The sequence below is a fragment of the Arthrobacter sp. MYb224 genome (assembly GCF_002975455.1).
GTDB lineage: Bacteria > Actinomycetota > Actinomycetes > Actinomycetales > Micrococcaceae > Glutamicibacter.
The window spans coordinates 217,499-233,841 of sequence record NZ_PCPU01000004.1 but is presented as its reverse complement, the minus strand read 5'-3'; the positions used below and the strand labels follow the sequence as shown (position 1 = coordinate 233,841).

General features: G+C 61.6%; 15 protein-coding genes. 5 read left to right on the top strand and 10 right to left on the bottom strand.

Going from position 1 to position 16,343, the window contains the following annotated elements:
• Positions 1-43 precede the first annotated feature (43 nt).
• Positions 44-2,272: a bifunctional UDP-sugar hydrolase/5'-nucleotidase gene (locus CQ017_RS09610; RefSeq protein WP_105553521.1), complete on the bottom strand. Its 2,229-nt coding sequence runs from the start codon at positions 2,270-2,272 to the stop codon at positions 44-46.
• 193 nt (positions 2,273-2,465) lie between these two features.
• Here CQ017_RS09610 and CQ017_RS09605 point away from each other — a divergent pair, with 193 nt between their 5' ends.
• The gene (locus CQ017_RS09605; protein ID WP_105553520.1) at positions 2,466-2,822 is read left to right on the top strand and encodes a zinc ribbon domain-containing protein YjdM; all 357 of its coding nucleotides are present in this window, start codon (positions 2,466-2,468) and stop codon (positions 2,820-2,822) included.
• A 4-nt stretch (positions 2,823-2,826) separates the two neighbouring features.
• Here the strand turns inward: CQ017_RS09605 and CQ017_RS09600 are convergent, their stop codons facing one another.
• The 4 genes from CQ017_RS09600 to CQ017_RS09585 all read right to left on the bottom strand — a co-directional run bounded on the left by CQ017_RS09600 (position 2,827) and on the right by CQ017_RS09585 (position 7,225).
• Entirely contained in the window at positions 2,827-3,033 is a 207-nt protein-coding gene (locus CQ017_RS09600; protein WP_096285657.1) for a hypothetical protein, read from the bottom strand.
• A 169-nt stretch (positions 3,034-3,202) separates the two neighbouring features.
• Positions 3,203-3,985, bottom strand: a complete 783-nt coding sequence (locus CQ017_RS09595) for an HNH endonuclease family protein (protein ID WP_258133572.1) — start codon at positions 3,983-3,985, stop codon at positions 3,203-3,205.
• 288 nt (positions 3,986-4,273) lie between these two features.
• The gene (locus CQ017_RS09590) at positions 4,274-6,046 is read right to left on the bottom strand and encodes a lipase family protein (RefSeq protein WP_105553519.1); all 1,773 of its coding nucleotides are present in this window, start codon (positions 6,044-6,046) and stop codon (positions 4,274-4,276) included.
• A gap of 78 nt (positions 6,047-6,124) precedes the next feature.
• On the bottom strand, positions 6,125-7,225 hold the full coding sequence (locus CQ017_RS09585) for a siderophore-interacting protein (protein WP_105553518.1): 1,101 nt from the start codon (positions 7,223-7,225) through the stop codon (positions 6,125-6,127).
• A 289-nt stretch (positions 7,226-7,514) separates the two neighbouring features.
• Here CQ017_RS09585 and CQ017_RS09580 point away from each other — a divergent pair, with 289 nt between their 5' ends.
• On the top strand, positions 7,515-8,297 hold the full coding sequence (locus CQ017_RS09580) for a type 1 glutamine amidotransferase domain-containing protein (protein ID WP_105553517.1): 783 nt from the start codon (positions 7,515-7,517) through the stop codon (positions 8,295-8,297).
• A 114-nt stretch (positions 8,298-8,411) separates the two neighbouring features.
• Here CQ017_RS09580 and purL read toward each other — a convergent pair whose 3' ends face one another.
• From purL to purS, 3 genes are read right to left on the bottom strand one after another with little or no spacing between them, the layout of a single operon-like run.
• Entirely contained in the window at positions 8,412-10,727 is a 2,316-nt protein-coding gene (gene purL / locus CQ017_RS09575; RefSeq protein WP_105553516.1) for a phosphoribosylformylglycinamidine synthase subunit PurL, read from the bottom strand.
• Positions 10,724-11,476: a phosphoribosylformylglycinamidine synthase subunit PurQ gene (gene purQ / locus CQ017_RS09570; protein WP_105553515.1), complete on the bottom strand. Its 753-nt coding sequence runs from the start codon at positions 11,474-11,476 to the stop codon at positions 10,724-10,726. The genes purL and purQ overlap by 4 nt, the downstream gene beginning before the upstream one ends.
• Positions 11,476-11,727 carry a phosphoribosylformylglycinamidine synthase subunit PurS gene (gene purS / locus CQ017_RS09565; protein ID WP_096285640.1) on the bottom strand — a complete coding sequence of 84 codons (252 nt, stop codon included), beginning with the start codon at positions 11,725-11,727 and terminating at the stop codon, positions 11,476-11,478. Before purS ends, purQ begins: the two co-directional genes overlap by 1 nt.
• Before the next feature lie 219 nt (positions 11,728-11,946).
• Between purS and CQ017_RS09560 the strand changes: the two genes are divergently transcribed.
• On the top strand, positions 11,947-12,357 hold the full coding sequence (locus CQ017_RS09560; RefSeq protein WP_105553514.1) for a YchJ family protein: 411 nt from the start codon (positions 11,947-11,949) through the stop codon (positions 12,355-12,357).
• Between the two features lie 14 nt (positions 12,358-12,371).
• Here CQ017_RS09560 and CQ017_RS18110 read toward each other — a convergent pair whose 3' ends face one another.
• Entirely contained in the window at positions 12,372-12,989 is a 618-nt protein-coding gene (locus CQ017_RS18110) for an ankyrin repeat domain-containing protein (protein WP_181150526.1), read from the bottom strand.
• Between CQ017_RS18110 and CQ017_RS18105 the strand changes: the two genes are divergently transcribed.
• The gene (locus tag CQ017_RS18105; protein WP_181150536.1) at positions 12,952-13,305 is read left to right on the top strand and encodes a hypothetical protein; all 354 of its coding nucleotides are present in this window, start codon (positions 12,952-12,954) and stop codon (positions 13,303-13,305) included. The genes CQ017_RS18110 and CQ017_RS18105 overlap by 38 nt on opposite strands.
• Positions 13,306-13,505: 200 nt before the next feature.
• Positions 13,506-14,636: a 23S rRNA (uracil(747)-C(5))-methyltransferase RlmC gene (rlmC, locus tag CQ017_RS09550; protein ID WP_105553512.1), complete on the top strand. Its 1,131-nt coding sequence runs from the start codon at positions 13,506-13,508 to the stop codon at positions 14,634-14,636.
• A 63-nt stretch (positions 14,637-14,699) separates the two neighbouring features.
• Here rlmC and CQ017_RS09545 read toward each other — a convergent pair whose 3' ends face one another.
• Positions 14,700-16,283 (bottom strand): sodium:proton antiporter, encoded by a 1,584-nt coding sequence (locus CQ017_RS09545; protein WP_105553511.1) that lies wholly within the window; start codon positions 16,281-16,283, stop codon positions 14,700-14,702.
• Between the last annotated feature and the right edge of the window lie 60 nt (positions 16,284-16,343).

The window sequence follows — 16,343 nt, the reverse complement described above, 5'->3', positions numbered from 1 at the left end:
CCCCGGATGGATTCCGGGGTGCCGTTGGCTTGCGCGTTCTTGCTTAGTGGGTGTTCTTCTTGCGGCTGCGAATCACCAGCAAGATGATCCCGGCGACCAGCACCACCCCTGCGGCGATGCCGATCCAGCTAGCGGCGAACCCGGTGTCCGCCAAGGAATCCTTGTCGCGAGGCTGCTCGCTAGGGGACTGCTTGCTGTCCTCGGAAGGCGTTGCGCTTGGCGACTGCGAAGGGCTTTGCGATGGCTCCTCGCTTGGGCTCTGCGAAGGTTCCTCGGTCGGTTCGGCGCTCGGAGTCGGCTCCGTGGCCGTCTCTATCACCGTGAAGTCCACCGAGATGTCCTCGCGCTGCACCTGGGAGAGGACCAGCGAGTTGGCCCCAAGCGCGGCATCGGCTGGAACGGCAAGCTCGAAGGAGGTCTTGCCTTCCGCATCCGCGGCAGGGATTTCAGCTACTGCCAATTCGCCGTCGAAAGCGGAGGCAGTTACTTCTGCTCCTTCTTCGAGGCCCATCACGGAGACCTGAGCGCTTTCGCCGGGAACGATCTCGGACGGCGAAATCTCCACGCTGGCCCAGTCGGTACCCGACAAGGTGGCGCGGCCCAAAGGTGCCGGGGAAACCACGTCGTGGGATTTGAAGTAGTTCACGGTGGCGTCCAGATCAATCTGGCCGCTGTCCGTGTGGCCGGTGGCTTCGGCAAAGGCGGCGAAGTTATCGCCGCCGGTTGCGAGGAACGCGTTGGCCGCGACCTTGAAGGATGCGCTCTCATCAAGTGGCTCACCGTTGAAGGCAATGTCCTTGATATGCTCTCCGGCAATTGCGCCTTCAACGTAGGTGTATTCCAATCCTTCGGAGATACCCAGATGCAGTTTGGTCCGTTCCGAGCCTTCCGGCTGCCACTGCTGCTCCAAAGCCTCACGGATCTGTTCGCCGGTCATCTCGAAGGTGATCAACGTATTGGCAAAGGGCTGGACGTCGGCGGCGGCCTTGTAGGTCACCGTGCCGTCTTGGCCGTAGAGCAGATCGGCGCGCAGGCCGCCTGGGTTCATGAACGCGATCTCCGCCGGCTCTCCGGCGAAGTTCTCGTTCGAGGTGGCCCACAGATGAATATCTGCCACAGTGTTTCCCAGTGTCGACTCGACACCGCGGTCGGATCCTGGCTCTTCGCCGCCGCGCAGGATGTCCTCGGAAATCTGGCCGACCTTCACGCTGCCGACTTCTTCCGACTTGTCTACGGCGTCATCGACAATCCCCTGGACCTCGACGTTTGCCTCGTAGTTTGGCGACCAATCGCCATTGGCGTCTTCGGTTGCCAGCGCGACGAGTTCCGTTGCACTCTCAACGACGTCACCGGTGGTGGCGTCGAGCTCTAGGGAAACCTTGCCCAAGGTGGTGCCGTACTGGTGCGACTGGATGACCGATCGGCCCGCGATATCGCAGTTATAGGCCTGATGCGTGTGGCCGGAGAAGATCGCGTCGATCTCGGGGCTGGCATCGCGGATGAGCGTGCCGTAATCGCTGTCCTCTTCGGCGATGACCTCGCAGGTATCGTTCTCCGAGCCGTTATGAGTCAGCAGGACCAGGACGTCGGCTTCGCCGTTGGCCTCGTCGCCATCCGAAAGCTGGGCCGCGACTCGGTTGGCCGCTTCCAGTTCGCTTCCGAAGTCAAGGGAGGAGATGCCATTCGGGCTGACCAGCGAAGGGACATCGGCGGTGACGGTGCCGATGATTCCGACGCGCAGCCCGTCCACCTCGCGGATCGCGTATTCACGCAAGGCGGGATCCTTGGTTCCCTTGTCATAGACGTTGGCGCCAAGCGCGTAGTCGGCGCCATCCATACCGGATTTTTGCCCGTAGCGTTTGATGACGCGGCCGCTGAGGTCCTCGTATCCGCCGTCGAATTCATGATTCCCTACAGCTGCGGCGTCCAAGCCGCCGGCGACAAGCGAATCGATGGTCGGTTCGTCTTCTTGAGAAGCAGAGGCGAAGGTTGATGCGCCGATGTTATCGCCGGCCGAGAGGAACAGGGTGTTCGGGTTCGCTGCGCGTTGGGCATCGACGGCGCCGGCCACTACCGCGGCGCCTGCCGAATCCCGGTCGGCTGCGATACGGCCGTGGAAATCGTTGATCCCGACGAGGTCGAGGGTGACATTTTCGCCAGCAGCGGGTGCTTCGGTGGTGGTCGCCTGAGCGGCAATTGCGCCCGAGCTGAGCAGGGACAATGCGGCTAGCGAAGCTAGCCCAGTGTTCCTTATCTGCTTGAATGCAGACATAGGTCCTCCTAGTAGTGTGCGAGTGACATGCATCATGTCTATCGCATGCAGGTGAACCTGTCGATGACTTCTCGTGAAATTTGTCCATCTATATGGAAATTACGCCGATTCCGGTATGGGCGCTACCGGCCGGCTCGCCGCTTGGCTCTCCAGGGTGAGGTAGTCGGTCGCCAGCGTTGATAGGATTTTGCCCATGAGTGAAACCTTGCCGCCGTGCCCCGAATGCTCTAGCGAATACACCTATGCCATGGACTCGCTACTTGTCTGCCCCGAATGCGCGCACGAATGGAATGCGCACACTTCTGGGGAGGAAGGCGGCAATTCCGTGGGCGCCGAAATAAAGGATGCCGTGGGCAATATCTTGCAGGATGGCGACTCGGTGACCATTGTGAAGACCATGAAGGTCAAGGGCGCGCAAGCTGCGCTGAAGTCCGGAACCAAGGTGCGTAATATCAGGCTGACTCCGGGCAGCGGTGACCATGACATCTTCGCCAAGGTCGATGGCTTCGGACCGATGGAACTGAAGTCTTCCATCGTGAAGAAAGCCTAGTCCGCTAGACCTTTCGGCGGCGCGGATCGCCGGCGGTTACTTCGGATCTATCCAGCGTGCTGGTCACCAGAATCATTGCCGAGACAATGAACATCAGTGATGAGGTCACCCAGCAGGCGGTCGCGATCTCGCGTTGCTGGACGTCCAGGGCGAGCATGAAGACGCAGACGCTGGCGGCTAGAAGTATCGAGCCGAGCAGTCGTGCCTTCATGGTGCACCAGTTTCTGTAGATTCGTGTTCATCGCGTCGGGAGTTATTCCCAAAACGCTGGACTAATACAATTCTGCCACAGGTTCACCGATTTGAATATAAAACTTTTGGTGCAATTATGGCCTATTGCCCTCATCCTTTTGTATGAGGGAGAGGCGATTGTCTGAGTTTTACAGGCATGACCTGAGGGTTTTGGCAATTGCAGTGTGTTCTGCCGGGGTCATCCACGCGCCGTATTTTGCCTTCACCTGAGTCTGGCGTGAAACGTAAGCACAGCGGAAGCTCTTGTTTGGTGGAAGCCAGGTAGCCGCATCCTTGTCACCTTTGGAGGCATTTGCCGACCCATCCGAGGCAAGAAGGTTCAACGGGTCATTGGCGAATTCGAGCCGAGTCTGTGCATCCCATTTCTGTGCGCCCTTTTGCCACGCATCAGACAACGCGACTACGTGGTCGATCTGAACTTCGGAGCTGGTTCCTTGCCCGCGCCGGAACTCGATGGTTTCTCCCGTATACGGATCATGGAAGATGCCGCTGAGCACCACGCAGTCGACCCGTGCCCGCTTGAAGACCACGTCTTCCAGATCGCGGGCCAAGATATCGTTGCGCGCATCGCAGCCGTTGCGGTCTGGGTCCTTCCAGCCTTTGCCGAATTGATCACGTGCATAACCGGTTTTTGGCGCTCGCCCCTTGCTCTCGATCTGTTCAAGCAGGGTGAGGGAATTCGCGAACTCATCTTTATCGCCCAGCGTGGTTGTCGGTTGGGCGGTGGCCTCGGGGACCAGCTCTGAAAGCTCCAATGATCCAAGCGAAGCGCAAGCACTCAAGCCAAGGGTGGCGGCTACCAGCGTGATGGAAATAATTCGTCGCGATAAGCGCATGCCCGGGGAATTCTCCTGCTTCGATAGGACCTTGGTGGATTCGTCTTCCGCCTGTAGAACTCTATTCGTTGCCACCGACAAGAGGAGTTGTTCACCTGCGTGTTCAAATGTGAGATGATTCGAGCCGCGATCTTGGGGGAGCAGCAATAGAGAACTCCTGATCTGACGCGCCTTGTCTAGAATCGGCCAGGCCACGGTCAGTGGAATGCTTCACGGCATTGGGAGCAGGACAGACCGAGGATGACGACCGTCACGCCGCTGCCCCAATCGGCAATTTGGCTCTGCCGTCGAGCTCCACAGCAGACTTCAGAGTTGGAGAAACGGATCGTTCTTGATTAAGCAGCGAGAGGCCCGAATTGCCCGTCACGGTCCGGAACTTCGCCCGGTGGCTAGTTGGCGGGTGCAGTTTCCACGTTCTTGTTCCCCCGCCAGCAATTCCTTGGTCCATTGCACGAGATCATGATTCAACGGTGAATTTTCTCCGACGAGCCCCAGATGATCTAGGCCGTCATATTCGCGGTAGAGCAGATCGCTTCCAGCTGCGCACGCGTCGACGCGCCACGCGCGTTGCATGGAGGGGAGCACCAGCGAATCGGCAGTTCCCTGTGAGACAAAAGTTGGTACAGAAGTCACTTGTGGCGCCGAGTTCTCTCGCAGTAGATCGCCGATGGGTCCAGCCAAGGCTTCTTCGCCGATGACCGCGTCGAATAGTTGAGAGCTGGTGGCCAGCGCGGTGAGTACGTCTTTGCCGGAGAAGCACAACTGTGAAATGTGCTCGACGGCGGAGCGGACCGATGAGTTCTGTTGCGCGGAGATCTCCAATTGGGGGTAGATCTTCTCCCAGGCGGAGGCAATATAGCTGGTGACGATCTTTCCCGAAGCCTCGTCCTTGATTCCTGTCGCAAGTCGAGTCAGATCCGTTGCCGGAGCCATCCCGGCAGTACCGAGCACTTCCAGTTCAGGAGCATATCTCTTGGCACGAGCCGCACCGAAAAGGGCCGCATGACCGCCTTGCGAATGCCCCCAAAGCACTGTTTGCTGGCTTAGATTCACCTCGGGAAACTCGCCCGCCGCACGGGTCGCGTCCAAGACCGCGTAGGCCTCGGAATCGCCGACCAAATAGGGGTGTGGGCCTTTGGTCCCTAGGCCGACGTAGTCGGTTGCGACTACCGCCCAACCAGACTTCAGGATCTCATTGCGTGCAACGCCGGGTCCATCTTCGTAGGGGGCCTCTGACTGCGACAGCCCGCAGCGGGGAATCAGGCCCTTGGTGCCGTTGGCCCAAGAAATGACCGGATGCCTGGCATCAGGGTTTCGGAGCGGAACGGTGACCACTGCCGAAGCTATGGCGGGACGGTTATCGGCAAGCGTGGTTGTATAAAGGATGCGCCAGGCCTGCGTATCGCTCGGCCTCTCTCCTTCGAGCACTGCCGAACGGATCAGCCGGCCGGGTTCGTCGGGAACCGAGCTTGGTGGCAGGTAGAACTGGTCCGCAACCGCCTGTCCGTTGCTGGAATAGAGCCATGCGGTGGCAGCGCCGGCGGCAAGCAGGAGCACGAGGCAACCGGCGATGGCAAGGGTGAGTCCCTTCTGCCCCAGCCGGGAGAGCCACCGGGGGATCTTGGGAAGCCGGTGTGCAAAAGTTTCGTAAATATTGTGCAGTCCCAAGAGGACCAGCCAGGCGCCAAAGGCTACGCCGAGTACCCACAGCGACAGCCTAGGCCAGAAGATAACCAGCACCGAACCAAATAAGCCAACCATTACGGTCAGCACCCCACGCACCGAGGGCTTGCGCTCGCCTTGAACTACCGGGAGCGCTCTGAGCAGTCCGCCGGCGAAGAGCGCAAGCGAGACGAGCAAAGCGAGCATCGGCAGGGATGCGGAGCGCCAGATGAGCAGGGCGATACCAGCGAGGATCAGCACAACTGGGCCAGAGAGATGTGCCGCTCGCCGGCTGCTTGCCTGCCACGCGGCTGGCAGACGCAATAGGCCGGTGAGAATCAACCCCGAGCAGAGCAACAGGACGATGAGAGATACCGAAGCTGCGGAGTTGGTTGCCAGCGCGAGCCCGATAATGACCAATAGCAACCCGCCGAAGGCACCGAGCAGTCGCCGGGTGCGGGGGAGCTGAGCCATTAGTTGATCCTCGGTTCACTTCGAAAAGATACCGCTCCCTACGATATCGCTCGCTGACCTGAGGCGCTAACGCTAACGCTAGCGCCTCAGCGTCCAGTAGGAAGAAACGTGGACGTACTTCTTATTCAGACCCCATTGAGCGGTGATATTCGAGATGGCTTTCGCGGTGGATCGCTCGGCGTGTGCCATCACGCTTGTCCCGGGGCCGGGCTGTCCCAGCGCTAGAAGCGCCGGGGGAAGCAGATCGCTGGTTCCGGGGCGAAGACCGTCCCGGTGCAACCAGCGTAGCTCGATCCCGGCCGGATGCTCGATTTCAAATTCGCTCGCGGCCCCGGCCACTTCCAACAGCGCAATTCCTTGGGCATCCGCACGCAGCATACTCAACGCCACGGAAACGGCCGGAATTCCCGCCTCATCGGCTGCGAACAGATAGTTCCCGGCCTTCGAGCTCGGCGTGAATTTGCCACGTGGGTCCGAGATTACCAGTGGGTCGCCCGGCAGTACCTTGGCGGCCCACGAGCCACCGTAACCACGGTCTCCATGCACTACGAAGTCAATGGCCAGCTCTTCTGCCGACCGGTCGACCCAGCGGATGGTGTAGGAACGTGAGCGTGGAACCTGCTCGCGGGGCAGTCGATGGCGCAACGCCTTCAAATCGTAGGGGGCGGTGAGCCCCAGCTCGCGATCGGCAAAGTACACCTTGACGTACTGATCCGCCTTGCCGTTCGGACGGAACCCGGCGAGTCGATCGGCTCCGGCGATCACCCGGATCATTTCCGGACTCAAATGCTCCACGCGTTTAACCGCCAGCACGTGTTGGCCCATGCCGTGGTTCAGAGGAGCTGGCTCGGTGAGTTCGAGGCGGCCCTTCTTGTGCTCGGAGATCTCGCCGGGATTTTTGATCTGCCTGCCCTGGACGCTCTTGCCCAACACGCGTCGTGCGGCGGCCAATGCCGCCGCAGCTCCGGCGCGTTCGGCGGCCTGGAGCAGTTCGTCGGTCTGTTGCTCGGAAAGCTCGAACCCTTCATGCTGCGCGTTCTTCAGTTCCTTCTTGGCAATCTTGTAGCCGAGTTTTCCGCCCGCCCTTTCGGCACGATTGACCGCCTGCAGGATGAAGTGCTCCGATGCGGACACGACCAGTTGCGGAGCGTGCTTGCTGTATCTGTGATGCTTTGACACGACCTGTGCTCCCGACTCTTGCGCCCGCTGGAAATGTTCTTGATCCGAGTGTGCGCTGTCTAGAGGGAGCAAACAAGCCCCACAGGGAAGGCAAGGCAAGGTTCCGCAACAACTCCCGGTGGCCTTGTCTTTCGAATGCGCCAATTTCGCTCCGGGAGGACGGAGTTCAAGGGCAAAAATTCTTCACCCGCCAAAGGCAATTCCTGAGATTTAACCGAGAGCTATCTGGAATAGGTAGCCAGATGAAGAGCTCCTGCCTAGGCTGGGGATCGGGTGAAAGGAGCACGTCATGAAGAAAATCCTCATGGTACTAACCAGTGTTTCCGAGATCGGCGACACGGGAGAAAAAACCGGATACAACGTGGCCGAGGCCGCGCATCCATGGAAAGTATTCAAGGACTCCGGGCATTTCGTAGACTTTGCCTCGATCAAGGGCGGACAGCCACCCCAGGACACGGTGGACACCGAGGACCCAATCCAAGTGGCATTCACGCAGAATGAGGCTACGCGGGCGGGCCTTTACAACACCGCGCGGGTCCAGGTCGTGGACCCCGGACAATATGATGGCGTCTACCTGGTCGGTGGCCATGGAACCATGTGGGACTTCCCAGAGAATGAGGGGCTGCAGAAACTTGTAGCCAGCGTCTACGATGCAGGGGGACTGGTCGGTGCGGTTTGCCACGGTTCTGCTGGATTGCTCGACGTCGAATTGAAAAATGGGTTGCGCCTCATCGAAGGGCGAACCGTCGCGGCATTCACCAACGAAGAAGAGGTCGCCGTCGGCAAGGACAAGGTTGTCCCGTTCCTTCTCGTCGACAGGCTGGTGGAACAAGGCGCCATTCACGAGGCGGCTGAAAACTTCGAAGAAAAGGTGGTCGTCGACGAGCGTCTGGTCACCGGCCAGAATCCGGCGTCCGCAGCTGGTGTGGCCAAGGAGATGGAGAAGCTTTTCGCTCAAGTGATTCAGCAGGAGAAAGCCGCCGAGCAGCATGACGCCGAAGACCTTCGCGCCCAGCATGATGCCAAGAAGTCGGCATCGCGCAGGGAACACGATGAGCACAAGCACCACTAAAACCGCTGGATCCCGAGCCGGGGAACACCTCGAATCGGCATGAATACGGCGAACGGCCCGTCTCCTCACCGAGGAAACGGGCCGTTGGCCGTATTGGGCTATTAGCGCGGAGGCTTAGCCGAAGTACTTCTCCATGGTGCCTTCGTGCGCGGCACGCAGGTCCTCGACGGACACGGTGAATTCACCCTGTACCTCCAAGGCCCTCGATTCCGCATCGACGATGCCCAGGCGAGCCACGGTCACACCGCGGGCGCTGGTCATGTCGTTGAAGCGAACCTCTTCGCTGCGCGGAACCGCAACCAGTGCGCGGGACTGCGACTCGGAGAACAGCGCGGTGAACGAATCGACACCGTCACGCTTCTTGATGTCGTCCAGGGCCACACGGGCACCGACACCGTAGCGCAGGACCATTTCCGACAGCGCGGCCGCAAGGCCGCCCTCGGAGAGGTCATGCGCCGCGTCGACCATGCCGTCGCGGCTGGCGTTGATCAGGATCGCGCCGAGTTCCTTCTCAACCTCCAGGTCCAGCTTCGGCGGCAAGCCGCCGAGGTGTCCGCGCAGGTTGGCGAATTCGGAACCGTCCAGCTCGTCGAAGGTCTCGCCGATCAGGTAGATCGCCTGGCCGTCGGCCTCTTCGCGCCAGCCCGATGGGGTGCGGCGTGCCACGTCATCCAGCTTGCCCAGGGTCGCAACGACCGGGGTCGGGTGGATCGCGGTGGTGCCGGTCTGGTTGTACAGCGAGACGTTGCCGCCGGTCACCGGGACGCCGAGCACCTTGCAGGCGTCGGACAGTCCGCGGATGCCTTCGGCCAGCTGCCACATGACATCCGGATCCTCGGGGGAGCCGTAGTTCAGGCAGTCCGAGACCGCCGCAGGGATCGCGCCGGAGGTGGCGACGTTGCGGTAGGACTCGGCCAGCGCCAGCTGGGCACCCAGGTAAGGGTCCAGGTAGGTGTAGCGGCCGTTGGCATCGGTAGCGATGGCTACGCCAAGCCCGGTTTCCTCATCGATACGGACCACGCCTGCATCATCCGGGGAAGCCAGGGCGGTGTTGCCACCGACGTAGCGGTCGTACTGGCGGGTGATCCAGGACTTGTCGCACATATTCGGGCTGGCGATCAGCTCGAGCACCGCAGCCTTCAGCTCTTCACCGGTGGCCGGAAGGTTCGCCCCGGCCTCCGAGGACCTGAAGGTATCTGCCTGCAGGGCGTCCTGCCAGCTTGGGCGAGCATACGGACGGTCATAGACCGGGCCGTCGTGGGCGACGGTCTTCGGATCCACGTCCACGATGACTTCGCCATCCCAGGTGATGATCAGGCGGTTGGTGTCGGTGACCTCGCCGAGCCAGGAGTACTCCACGGAGTACTTGGCCATGACGGCTTCGAAAGCCGCGACGTTCTCCGGGGTGACCACGGCCATCATGCGTTCCTGGGACTCCGACATCAGGATTTCGCCCGGGGTCAGGGTCGGGTCGCGCAGCAGCACATCGGTCAGCTCGACACGCATGCCGCCCTCGCCGTTGGAGGCGAGCTCGGAAGTGGCGCAGGAGATGCCGGCGGCACCCAGGTCCTGGATGCCCTCGACCAGGGAGGCCTTGAACAGGTCCAGGCAGCACTCGATGAGCACCTTCTCGGCGAAGGGGTCACCGACCTGCACGGCCGGGCGCTTGGAAGGCTTGGTGTCGTCGAAGGACTCGGAAGCCAGCACCGAGGCGCCGCCGATTCCGTCGCCGCCGGTGCGCGCGCCGAAGAGCACCACCTTGTTGCCCACGCCCGAGGCGTTGGCCAGGCGCAGGTCTTCGTGGCGCAGCGCGCCGACTGCCAGCGCGTTGACCAGCGGGTTGCCCTGGTAGATCGGGTCGAAGACGGTTTCGCCGCCGATGTTCGGCAGGCCCAGCGAGTTGCCGTAGCTGCCGATGCCGGAGACCACGCCGTGCACCACGCGCTGGCTGTCGGGGTGGTCGATCGCGCCGAAGCGCAATGGGTCCATCACGGCGATCGGGCGGGCGCCCATGGAGATGATGTCGCGCACGATGCCGCCGATGCCGGTGGCCGCACCCTGGTGCGGTTCGACGAAGGAGGGGGAGTTGTGCGATTCGATCTTGAAGGTCACGGCCCAGCCGTCGCCCAGGTCGGTGACGCCGGCGTTTTCGCCGATGCCGACCATCAGGTCCTTCTTCATCTCCTCGGTGACCTTGTCGCCGAATTGGCGTAGGTGGTTCTTGGTGGACTTGTACGAGCAGTGCTCGGACCACATCACCGAGTACATGGCCAATTCGGCCGCGGTCGGGCGGCGGCCCAGGATCTTGATGATCTCCGCGAACTCGTTGTCCTTCAGGCCCAGCTCGGCCCACGGCAGTTCCACATTCGGGGTGCCGGCCGCGTTATCGACGGTGTCGATATTGAATTCCTTGGTCACTTCCTGGCTCACTTCTTGCCTCCAACGAGGTGGGTCAAAACACTGGTGAAGAACGTCAGACCATCGGTGCCGCGGTGATCCGGACCGAAACCGGCCTCGATGGCGTGCTCCGGGTGAGGCATGAGGCCCACCACGTTGCCCGCCGCATTGGAGATGCCGGCGATCGAACGGCGCGAGCCGTTCGGGTTCCAGCCCACGTAGCTGAACGCCACGCGGTTCTCGGCCTCGAGCATGTCCAGGGTCTTCTCGTCGGCCACGTACTGGCCGTCCTGGTTCTTCAGCACGATGGTGATCTCCTGGCCGGCTTCGTAGCCGTTGGTCCAGGCGGTCTGGTTGTTCTCCACGCGCAGCAGCTGATCGCGGCAGAGGAACTTCAGGTGGTCGTTCTTGATCATCGAACCGGGCAGCAGGTGCGACTCGGTGAGGATCTGGAAACCGTTGCAAATGCCCAGCACGGGCAGCTTGGCTTCGGAGTTCGCGGCATCGACGATCTTGGACATCATCGGTGCGAAACGGGAGATCGCGCCGGCGCGCAGGTAGTCGCCGTAGGAGAAGCCGCCGGGGATCACCACGGCGTCAACGTCCTGCAGCTCGGTGTCGGCGTGCCACAGGGACACCGCTTCGGCACCGGCTGCGCGCACCGCACGAGCGGCGTCGCGGTCATCGAGGGTGCCCGGGAAGGTCACCACGCCGATGCGCGCTCCAGAAAGTTCGGAAGTTGGCGTCGAGTAGTCGCCAATCAAGGGAAGTTCTGTGCTCATTAGTCTTCGACTACCTCGACGTTGACAACGTCCTCGATGACCGGGTTCGACAGCAGGGTCTCCGCCGCTTCGCGCGCCTGGGCGAGGATTTCTTCGGTCACCTCGCCGTTGACGGTGAGTTCAAAGCGCTTGCCCTGGCGGACAGCTTCGAAGGAGGTGAAGCCTAGGCGGGGAAGTGCTCCCGCGATGGCCTTGCCCTGAGGGTCAAGGATTTCTGGCTTGAGCATGACATCTACAACGATGCGGGGCATCCGGCATATCTCCTGTTGGCGAGGTTAAGTTAAATGCCACACGGAGTTGCCGTCTCACACCAGGGGGATTTGGCGCTCCGCGAGCTTGCTTTACAAGTCTACCGGGTATGTGACGCGCAAAACGCAGGGGTGTGTGCAACTACCGCTTTAGCGGCGATTAAGACGTGTGATATTCGGCTCGTGGGCTGGGTCACCGGAGCGTGCAAGTAAGCTGGATACGTGCAAAACTCCAAGGAAACCCGCTGTCCCTGCCGTGAATTGGACGCAGTGCAGCGCAGCTACGCGCAATGCTGCCAGCCCTTTCATGACGGACGGACCGACCGGTCAGCGCTGCCCGACACCGCAGAAGAGCTGATGCGCTCGCGTTATAGCGCTTTTGCCTTGGGACTGCGCCGGTATTTGCTTGAGACCTGGCATGAGACCACCCGGCCCAAGGAACTGGAGCTGGATGCCCAAATGCGCTGGCTGGGCATGGTCATCCTTGCAACCCGTGCAGGAGGCGCCACCGCGACGCGTGGAGTCGTGGAATTCGAGGCGCACTACAGCCTCGGGCAGGATCGGGACAGCCAGCGCGAAGTCAGCTCGTTCGTGCGGGAAGACGGAGCCTGGTTCTACGTCGACGCCCTGTAGCGGAACTCGCCGCGCTATTTGCTGGAGTTGCGCAGGGCCGAAAGCATCTGCGGCTGGTTGCGCTTCTCGGCAAGTTCGAAGGCGTTGGATCCGGAAGGGTCGGTCAGGTGCGGATTAGCCCCGGCGGCCAAGAGTAGGCGGGCTATGGACAGCGAATTATTCGAGCCCTGGCCCAAGGAGATGGTCACATGCAGTGCGCTCCAGCCAAGATCATTGACCTTGTCCAGCGGGATATCGTGCTGCAGCAGGACACGAACCGATTCCACCTGTCCGGCTTCGCTGGCCACGAACAAGGCGGTGCTGCCCAGCCGATCGACGCTGTTTACGTCGGCGCCGTGGGCCAGTGCGGAACGCAGCACGTCTTCGAGGCCAAAGGCGCTGGCTCGCAGAAATGGTGATTCCTGGGACTTGTTTTTTGCGTTAGGACTCGCCCCATCGGCCAGCAGCAGCTTGGCGATCTGATGATCGCGGTTGAGCACCGCGCGCATCAGCGGAGTGTTCCCCCGTGCGTCTTTGGCTTCCAGCTCGGCGCCGTCTTTCAAGGCTTTACGCACCGAGTCGACATCGCCTTCGGCAACCGCCGCAAATAGAGCGGTGGTTGAGGTCGAATGGATCGGTCCGCTTTGGGTCAACGGCTTGATGCTGGCAGATCCAGAGGAAGCTGCACTCGACAAGGGGGCAACGCTTCCTTGGGAAGCGGCGGGGTTCGACGTCGACTTGGCGCGCGCGCTCGTGGCGGATTTGGTTGCCAGGCCGGTGCTGGAACTGGTGGCGGCAGATGGCTTGCTCTGCGCGCTGGAGGGAGCAGCAGCAGGACTTTGCACCGGCAAATTTGTCGGGCTATTGGAAGAGGTGGCCGACGGGACGGGGGCCGCTTGGGGGACTGAAGAAGCGCAACTGCTGCAAGCTCCAAGTACGGCGGCCAAGGGGAGCGCTAGCAATGCGTAGCCACGTCGTTGCGTGGAATGCCCGTGTCGAAGTGCCATCTTTCCTTTCAATGATCCGCGGTTTTCCGGTAGCGGTGATGTTCCTGCCGAATGTCGATCTGCTAGTGAGCATATCGGGGAAAGCTGAAAATTTGCGGTCAATAACCGTCGAAATCTCTTTGCGCCCCAGGCTCAGGCTTCTTCGCTAAAATTGGAGGCACCATGGAATGCCTTTACTTCTCCGCCGGACGTTGCCGTTCATGCACCCAAATGACGGTGCCGTACGTTGACCAGCTCCAGGCCAAAGCCGACCACTGCGCCACCGCGCTCGCGCAGTTCCCCGACCTGCAATTCTTGCCGCCGCAGGCCAGCTCCGAATCGGGCTTCCGCAACAAGGCGAAAATGGTGATCTCCGGAACTACCGAGAATCCGACCATCGGAATCCTCGACGCCGACGGCCACGGCGTAGACCTGCGCAACTGCGGGGTTTGCGCTCCCGAACTGCGCGCGCTGTTCCCGGTGATCGAGCGCTTCATCAAGGAACTGAAACTCATCCCCTATGACGTGCCCAAGGGCAAGGGACAGCTCAAGCACGTCATCCTCACTCTTTCGGACACCGGAGCGGTCATGGTGCGCTGGGTGCTGCGCACCAAGAAGCACTTCGTGGCCCTTCGCGATTCCCTGCCTCAATTCCTCGAGCTGCTCCCGCGCCACAGCGTGGTTTCGGTGAACTTCCTGCCCGAGCACAAGGCCGTCTTGGAGGGTGAAGAAGAAATCATCCTCACCCGCCGCACCACCTTGGAATTCGGCCTGAATGGCGTGCCGATGCACCTGCGCCCGCAGGGGTTCTTCCAGACGAACACCGAGATTGCCGCCGCGCTGTACCGCCAGGCGCGCCAGTGGATTACCGATGCGAATCCTGCCAGCCTCTGGGACCTGTACAGCGGGGTGGGCGGCTTCGCGCTGCACTGCGCCGAAGGCGGGCGTCGGGTGCAGGGAATCGAAACCAGCACCGAGGCGGTGGCCGCGGCGCAGGTCGCGGTGGAGGAGCTGGGCCTGGAGAACACAACGTTCACCGCCACGGACGCCACCGAATTCGCATTGGCTGCCGAGCAGGCGCCGGAAGCGGTCATCGTCAATCCGCCGCGTCGGGGCATCTCGTCCGAGTTGGCGCAGTGGCTCAACGATTCGACCGTGCAGCATGTGGTGTACTCCAGCTGCAATTCGGTTTCGCTGGCCCGGGACCTCGCGAGGCTGGACAAATTCACCGCGAAGCAGGCCCGGGTGATGGACATGTTCCCGCAGACCAATCACTACGAGGTGATCGTTCGTCTCGAACGCGCCGCAGGCTAAACGCCCATAGATGCGCAAAGGGTGGCCGGAACCATTAGCAGGTTCCGGCCACCCTATTGCGTGCTAGCGGTCCAAGGTGGCCGTGCGCATATCGAGGCGCTGCATGATCTGGTCAACCATATGCGGGTCAACCCCGGGCTCGCGCCGGGCACGGAGCAACTCGTCGCGGGCCGCCGCCAGTGCCGTGGACTGAATCGCATCGGCCTTGGTGATCACCGCGCGCAACTGGGTGTATTTTTCATCGGTGATCGCGTCATGCGTATCCGGATCGGTCAGCAAGATGTTGTGCAGGTCGTGCATGCGTCGGGTGACCACATGGCGGTAGTTCTCCGGCAGCTGCTGCAGCTCAATATTCTGCTTCAGGGTCTGCACCGCAACTTCTTCGGCCCGGCGAGCGAGCGCCCGGCGGGCCTTCTTGGTGGCCTGGTCATTGCCGCGCAGCTTGAGCGCCCGCATCAGCATCGGCAGCGTCAGCCCCGGGACCACGAGGGTGGCGAGCAGTACGGAGCAGGCGGCAACCACCACGAAGTTCCTTCCCTCGATGGGGGCACCTTCCGCGGTGAACTTCGGCAGAGCCAAGGCGAGCGCAAGGGTAGCCAGTCCGCGCATGCCGCACCAGGTGAGCACCAGCGAATCCTTGGCCGCGGAGACCTTCTCCATCCCGCGCCGGGCATTTGGCAGATAGTAGGTGCCGAACATCCAGAGCGTCCGAACCAGGATCACTACGACACAGATGGCAAGGATTCCGGGAATGAACCCGAGCAGGTTGCTGCCCTCTTCCTGGATGACCGAGTTCATCTCCAGGCCCATGAGGCCAAAGGCCAGACCGGTGGCCAGCATTTCGAGCACCTCCCAGAAGGCGTGCCGGGTCAAGCGTTCTTGCGAGTCCTGCGGACGGTCGCGGCGGCCCAGCTCCAGGGCCAGCACCACGACCGCGACCACGCCGGAGGCATGGACTTCCTCGGCCAGCATGTAGACGGCGTAGGGTGCCACCAAGGTTGCCGCGCAGCGCGCCGCCAGGTTAGGCACGAAGCGGTTCAGCCAACCAACAATCCAGGCCATGGCGATGCCCACGATGATGGCCACCGCCGCACCGATCAAGAATTTCGGAATGAGATCCAAGCCGACCTCGGTGCCATTCAGCGTGGCGGTGACCGCAAGCTGGAAGAGCACGATGGCCATCGCGTCATTGAACAGTCCCTCGGTCTCCAGCAGGGAGGTGAGCCTCCGCGGCATTTTCACCTTCGTCGCAATCGCGTCCACCGCTACCGGGTCCGGCGGGGCGACGATGGCGCCGAGGGCGATCGCCAAGGGAACCGACAGGAAGGGCGCGAAGGCCAGCGAGGTTGCCGCCACCGCGCCGGCGGTTACCACGATCAGCACCACCGCGAGGCGGATCAGCGCCTTCCAGCGCAGCCGGAACACCGACCAGGAGCTGCGCTGCGCGGTGGCAAAGAGCAACGGCGGCAAGAAGATGGGCAGGATCAGTGCCGGATCGATATGCAGTTCAGGCATGAACGGGAGAAAGCCGGCCAAGGTGGCGAGGATGAGCATCAGGATTGGATAGGGGAGCTTGATGCGCTCACCCAGCCCGACAATCAAAATAGTGGCGAACAGCAGCGCGATGATCAGCAGGAAGAACTCCATAGTCTTCCTATTCTAGTCGCTGGAGCTATCCGTGGCGGCATCTAGAGGAGGATATAACGG

Bases quoted from the DNA above. Each gene is read 5' to 3' on its own strand.
- CQ017_RS09545 (WP_105553511.1), bottom strand. From the start codon at position 16,283: ATGGAGTTCTTCCTGCTGATCATCGCGCTGCTGTTCGCCACTATTTTG.
- purS (WP_096285640.1), bottom strand. From the start codon at position 11,727: ATGCCCCGCATCGTTGTAGATGTCATGCTCAAGCCAGAAATCCTTGAC.
- CQ017_RS09605 (WP_105553520.1), top strand. From the start codon at position 2,466: ATGAGTGAAACCTTGCCGCCGTGCCCCGAATGCTCTAGCGAATACACC.
- rlmC (WP_105553512.1), top strand. From the start codon at position 13,506: ATGGAATGCCTTTACTTCTCCGCCGGACGTTGCCGTTCATGCACCCAA.
- CQ017_RS09600 (WP_096285657.1), bottom strand. From the start codon at position 3,033: ATGAAGGCACGACTGCTCGGCTCGATACTTCTAGCCGCCAGCGTCTGC.
- CQ017_RS09580 (WP_105553517.1), top strand. From the start codon at position 7,515: ATGAAGAAAATCCTCATGGTACTAACCAGTGTTTCCGAGATCGGCGAC.
- CQ017_RS09610 (WP_105553521.1), bottom strand. From the start codon at position 2,272: ATGTCTGCATTCAAGCAGATAAGGAACACTGGGCTAGCTTCGCTAGCC.
- CQ017_RS09590 (WP_105553519.1), bottom strand. From the start codon at position 6,046: ATGGCTCAGCTCCCCCGCACCCGGCGACTGCTCGGTGCCTTCGGCGGG.
- purQ (WP_105553515.1), bottom strand. From the start codon at position 11,476: ATGAGCACAGAACTTCCCTTGATTGGCGACTACTCGACGCCAACTTCC.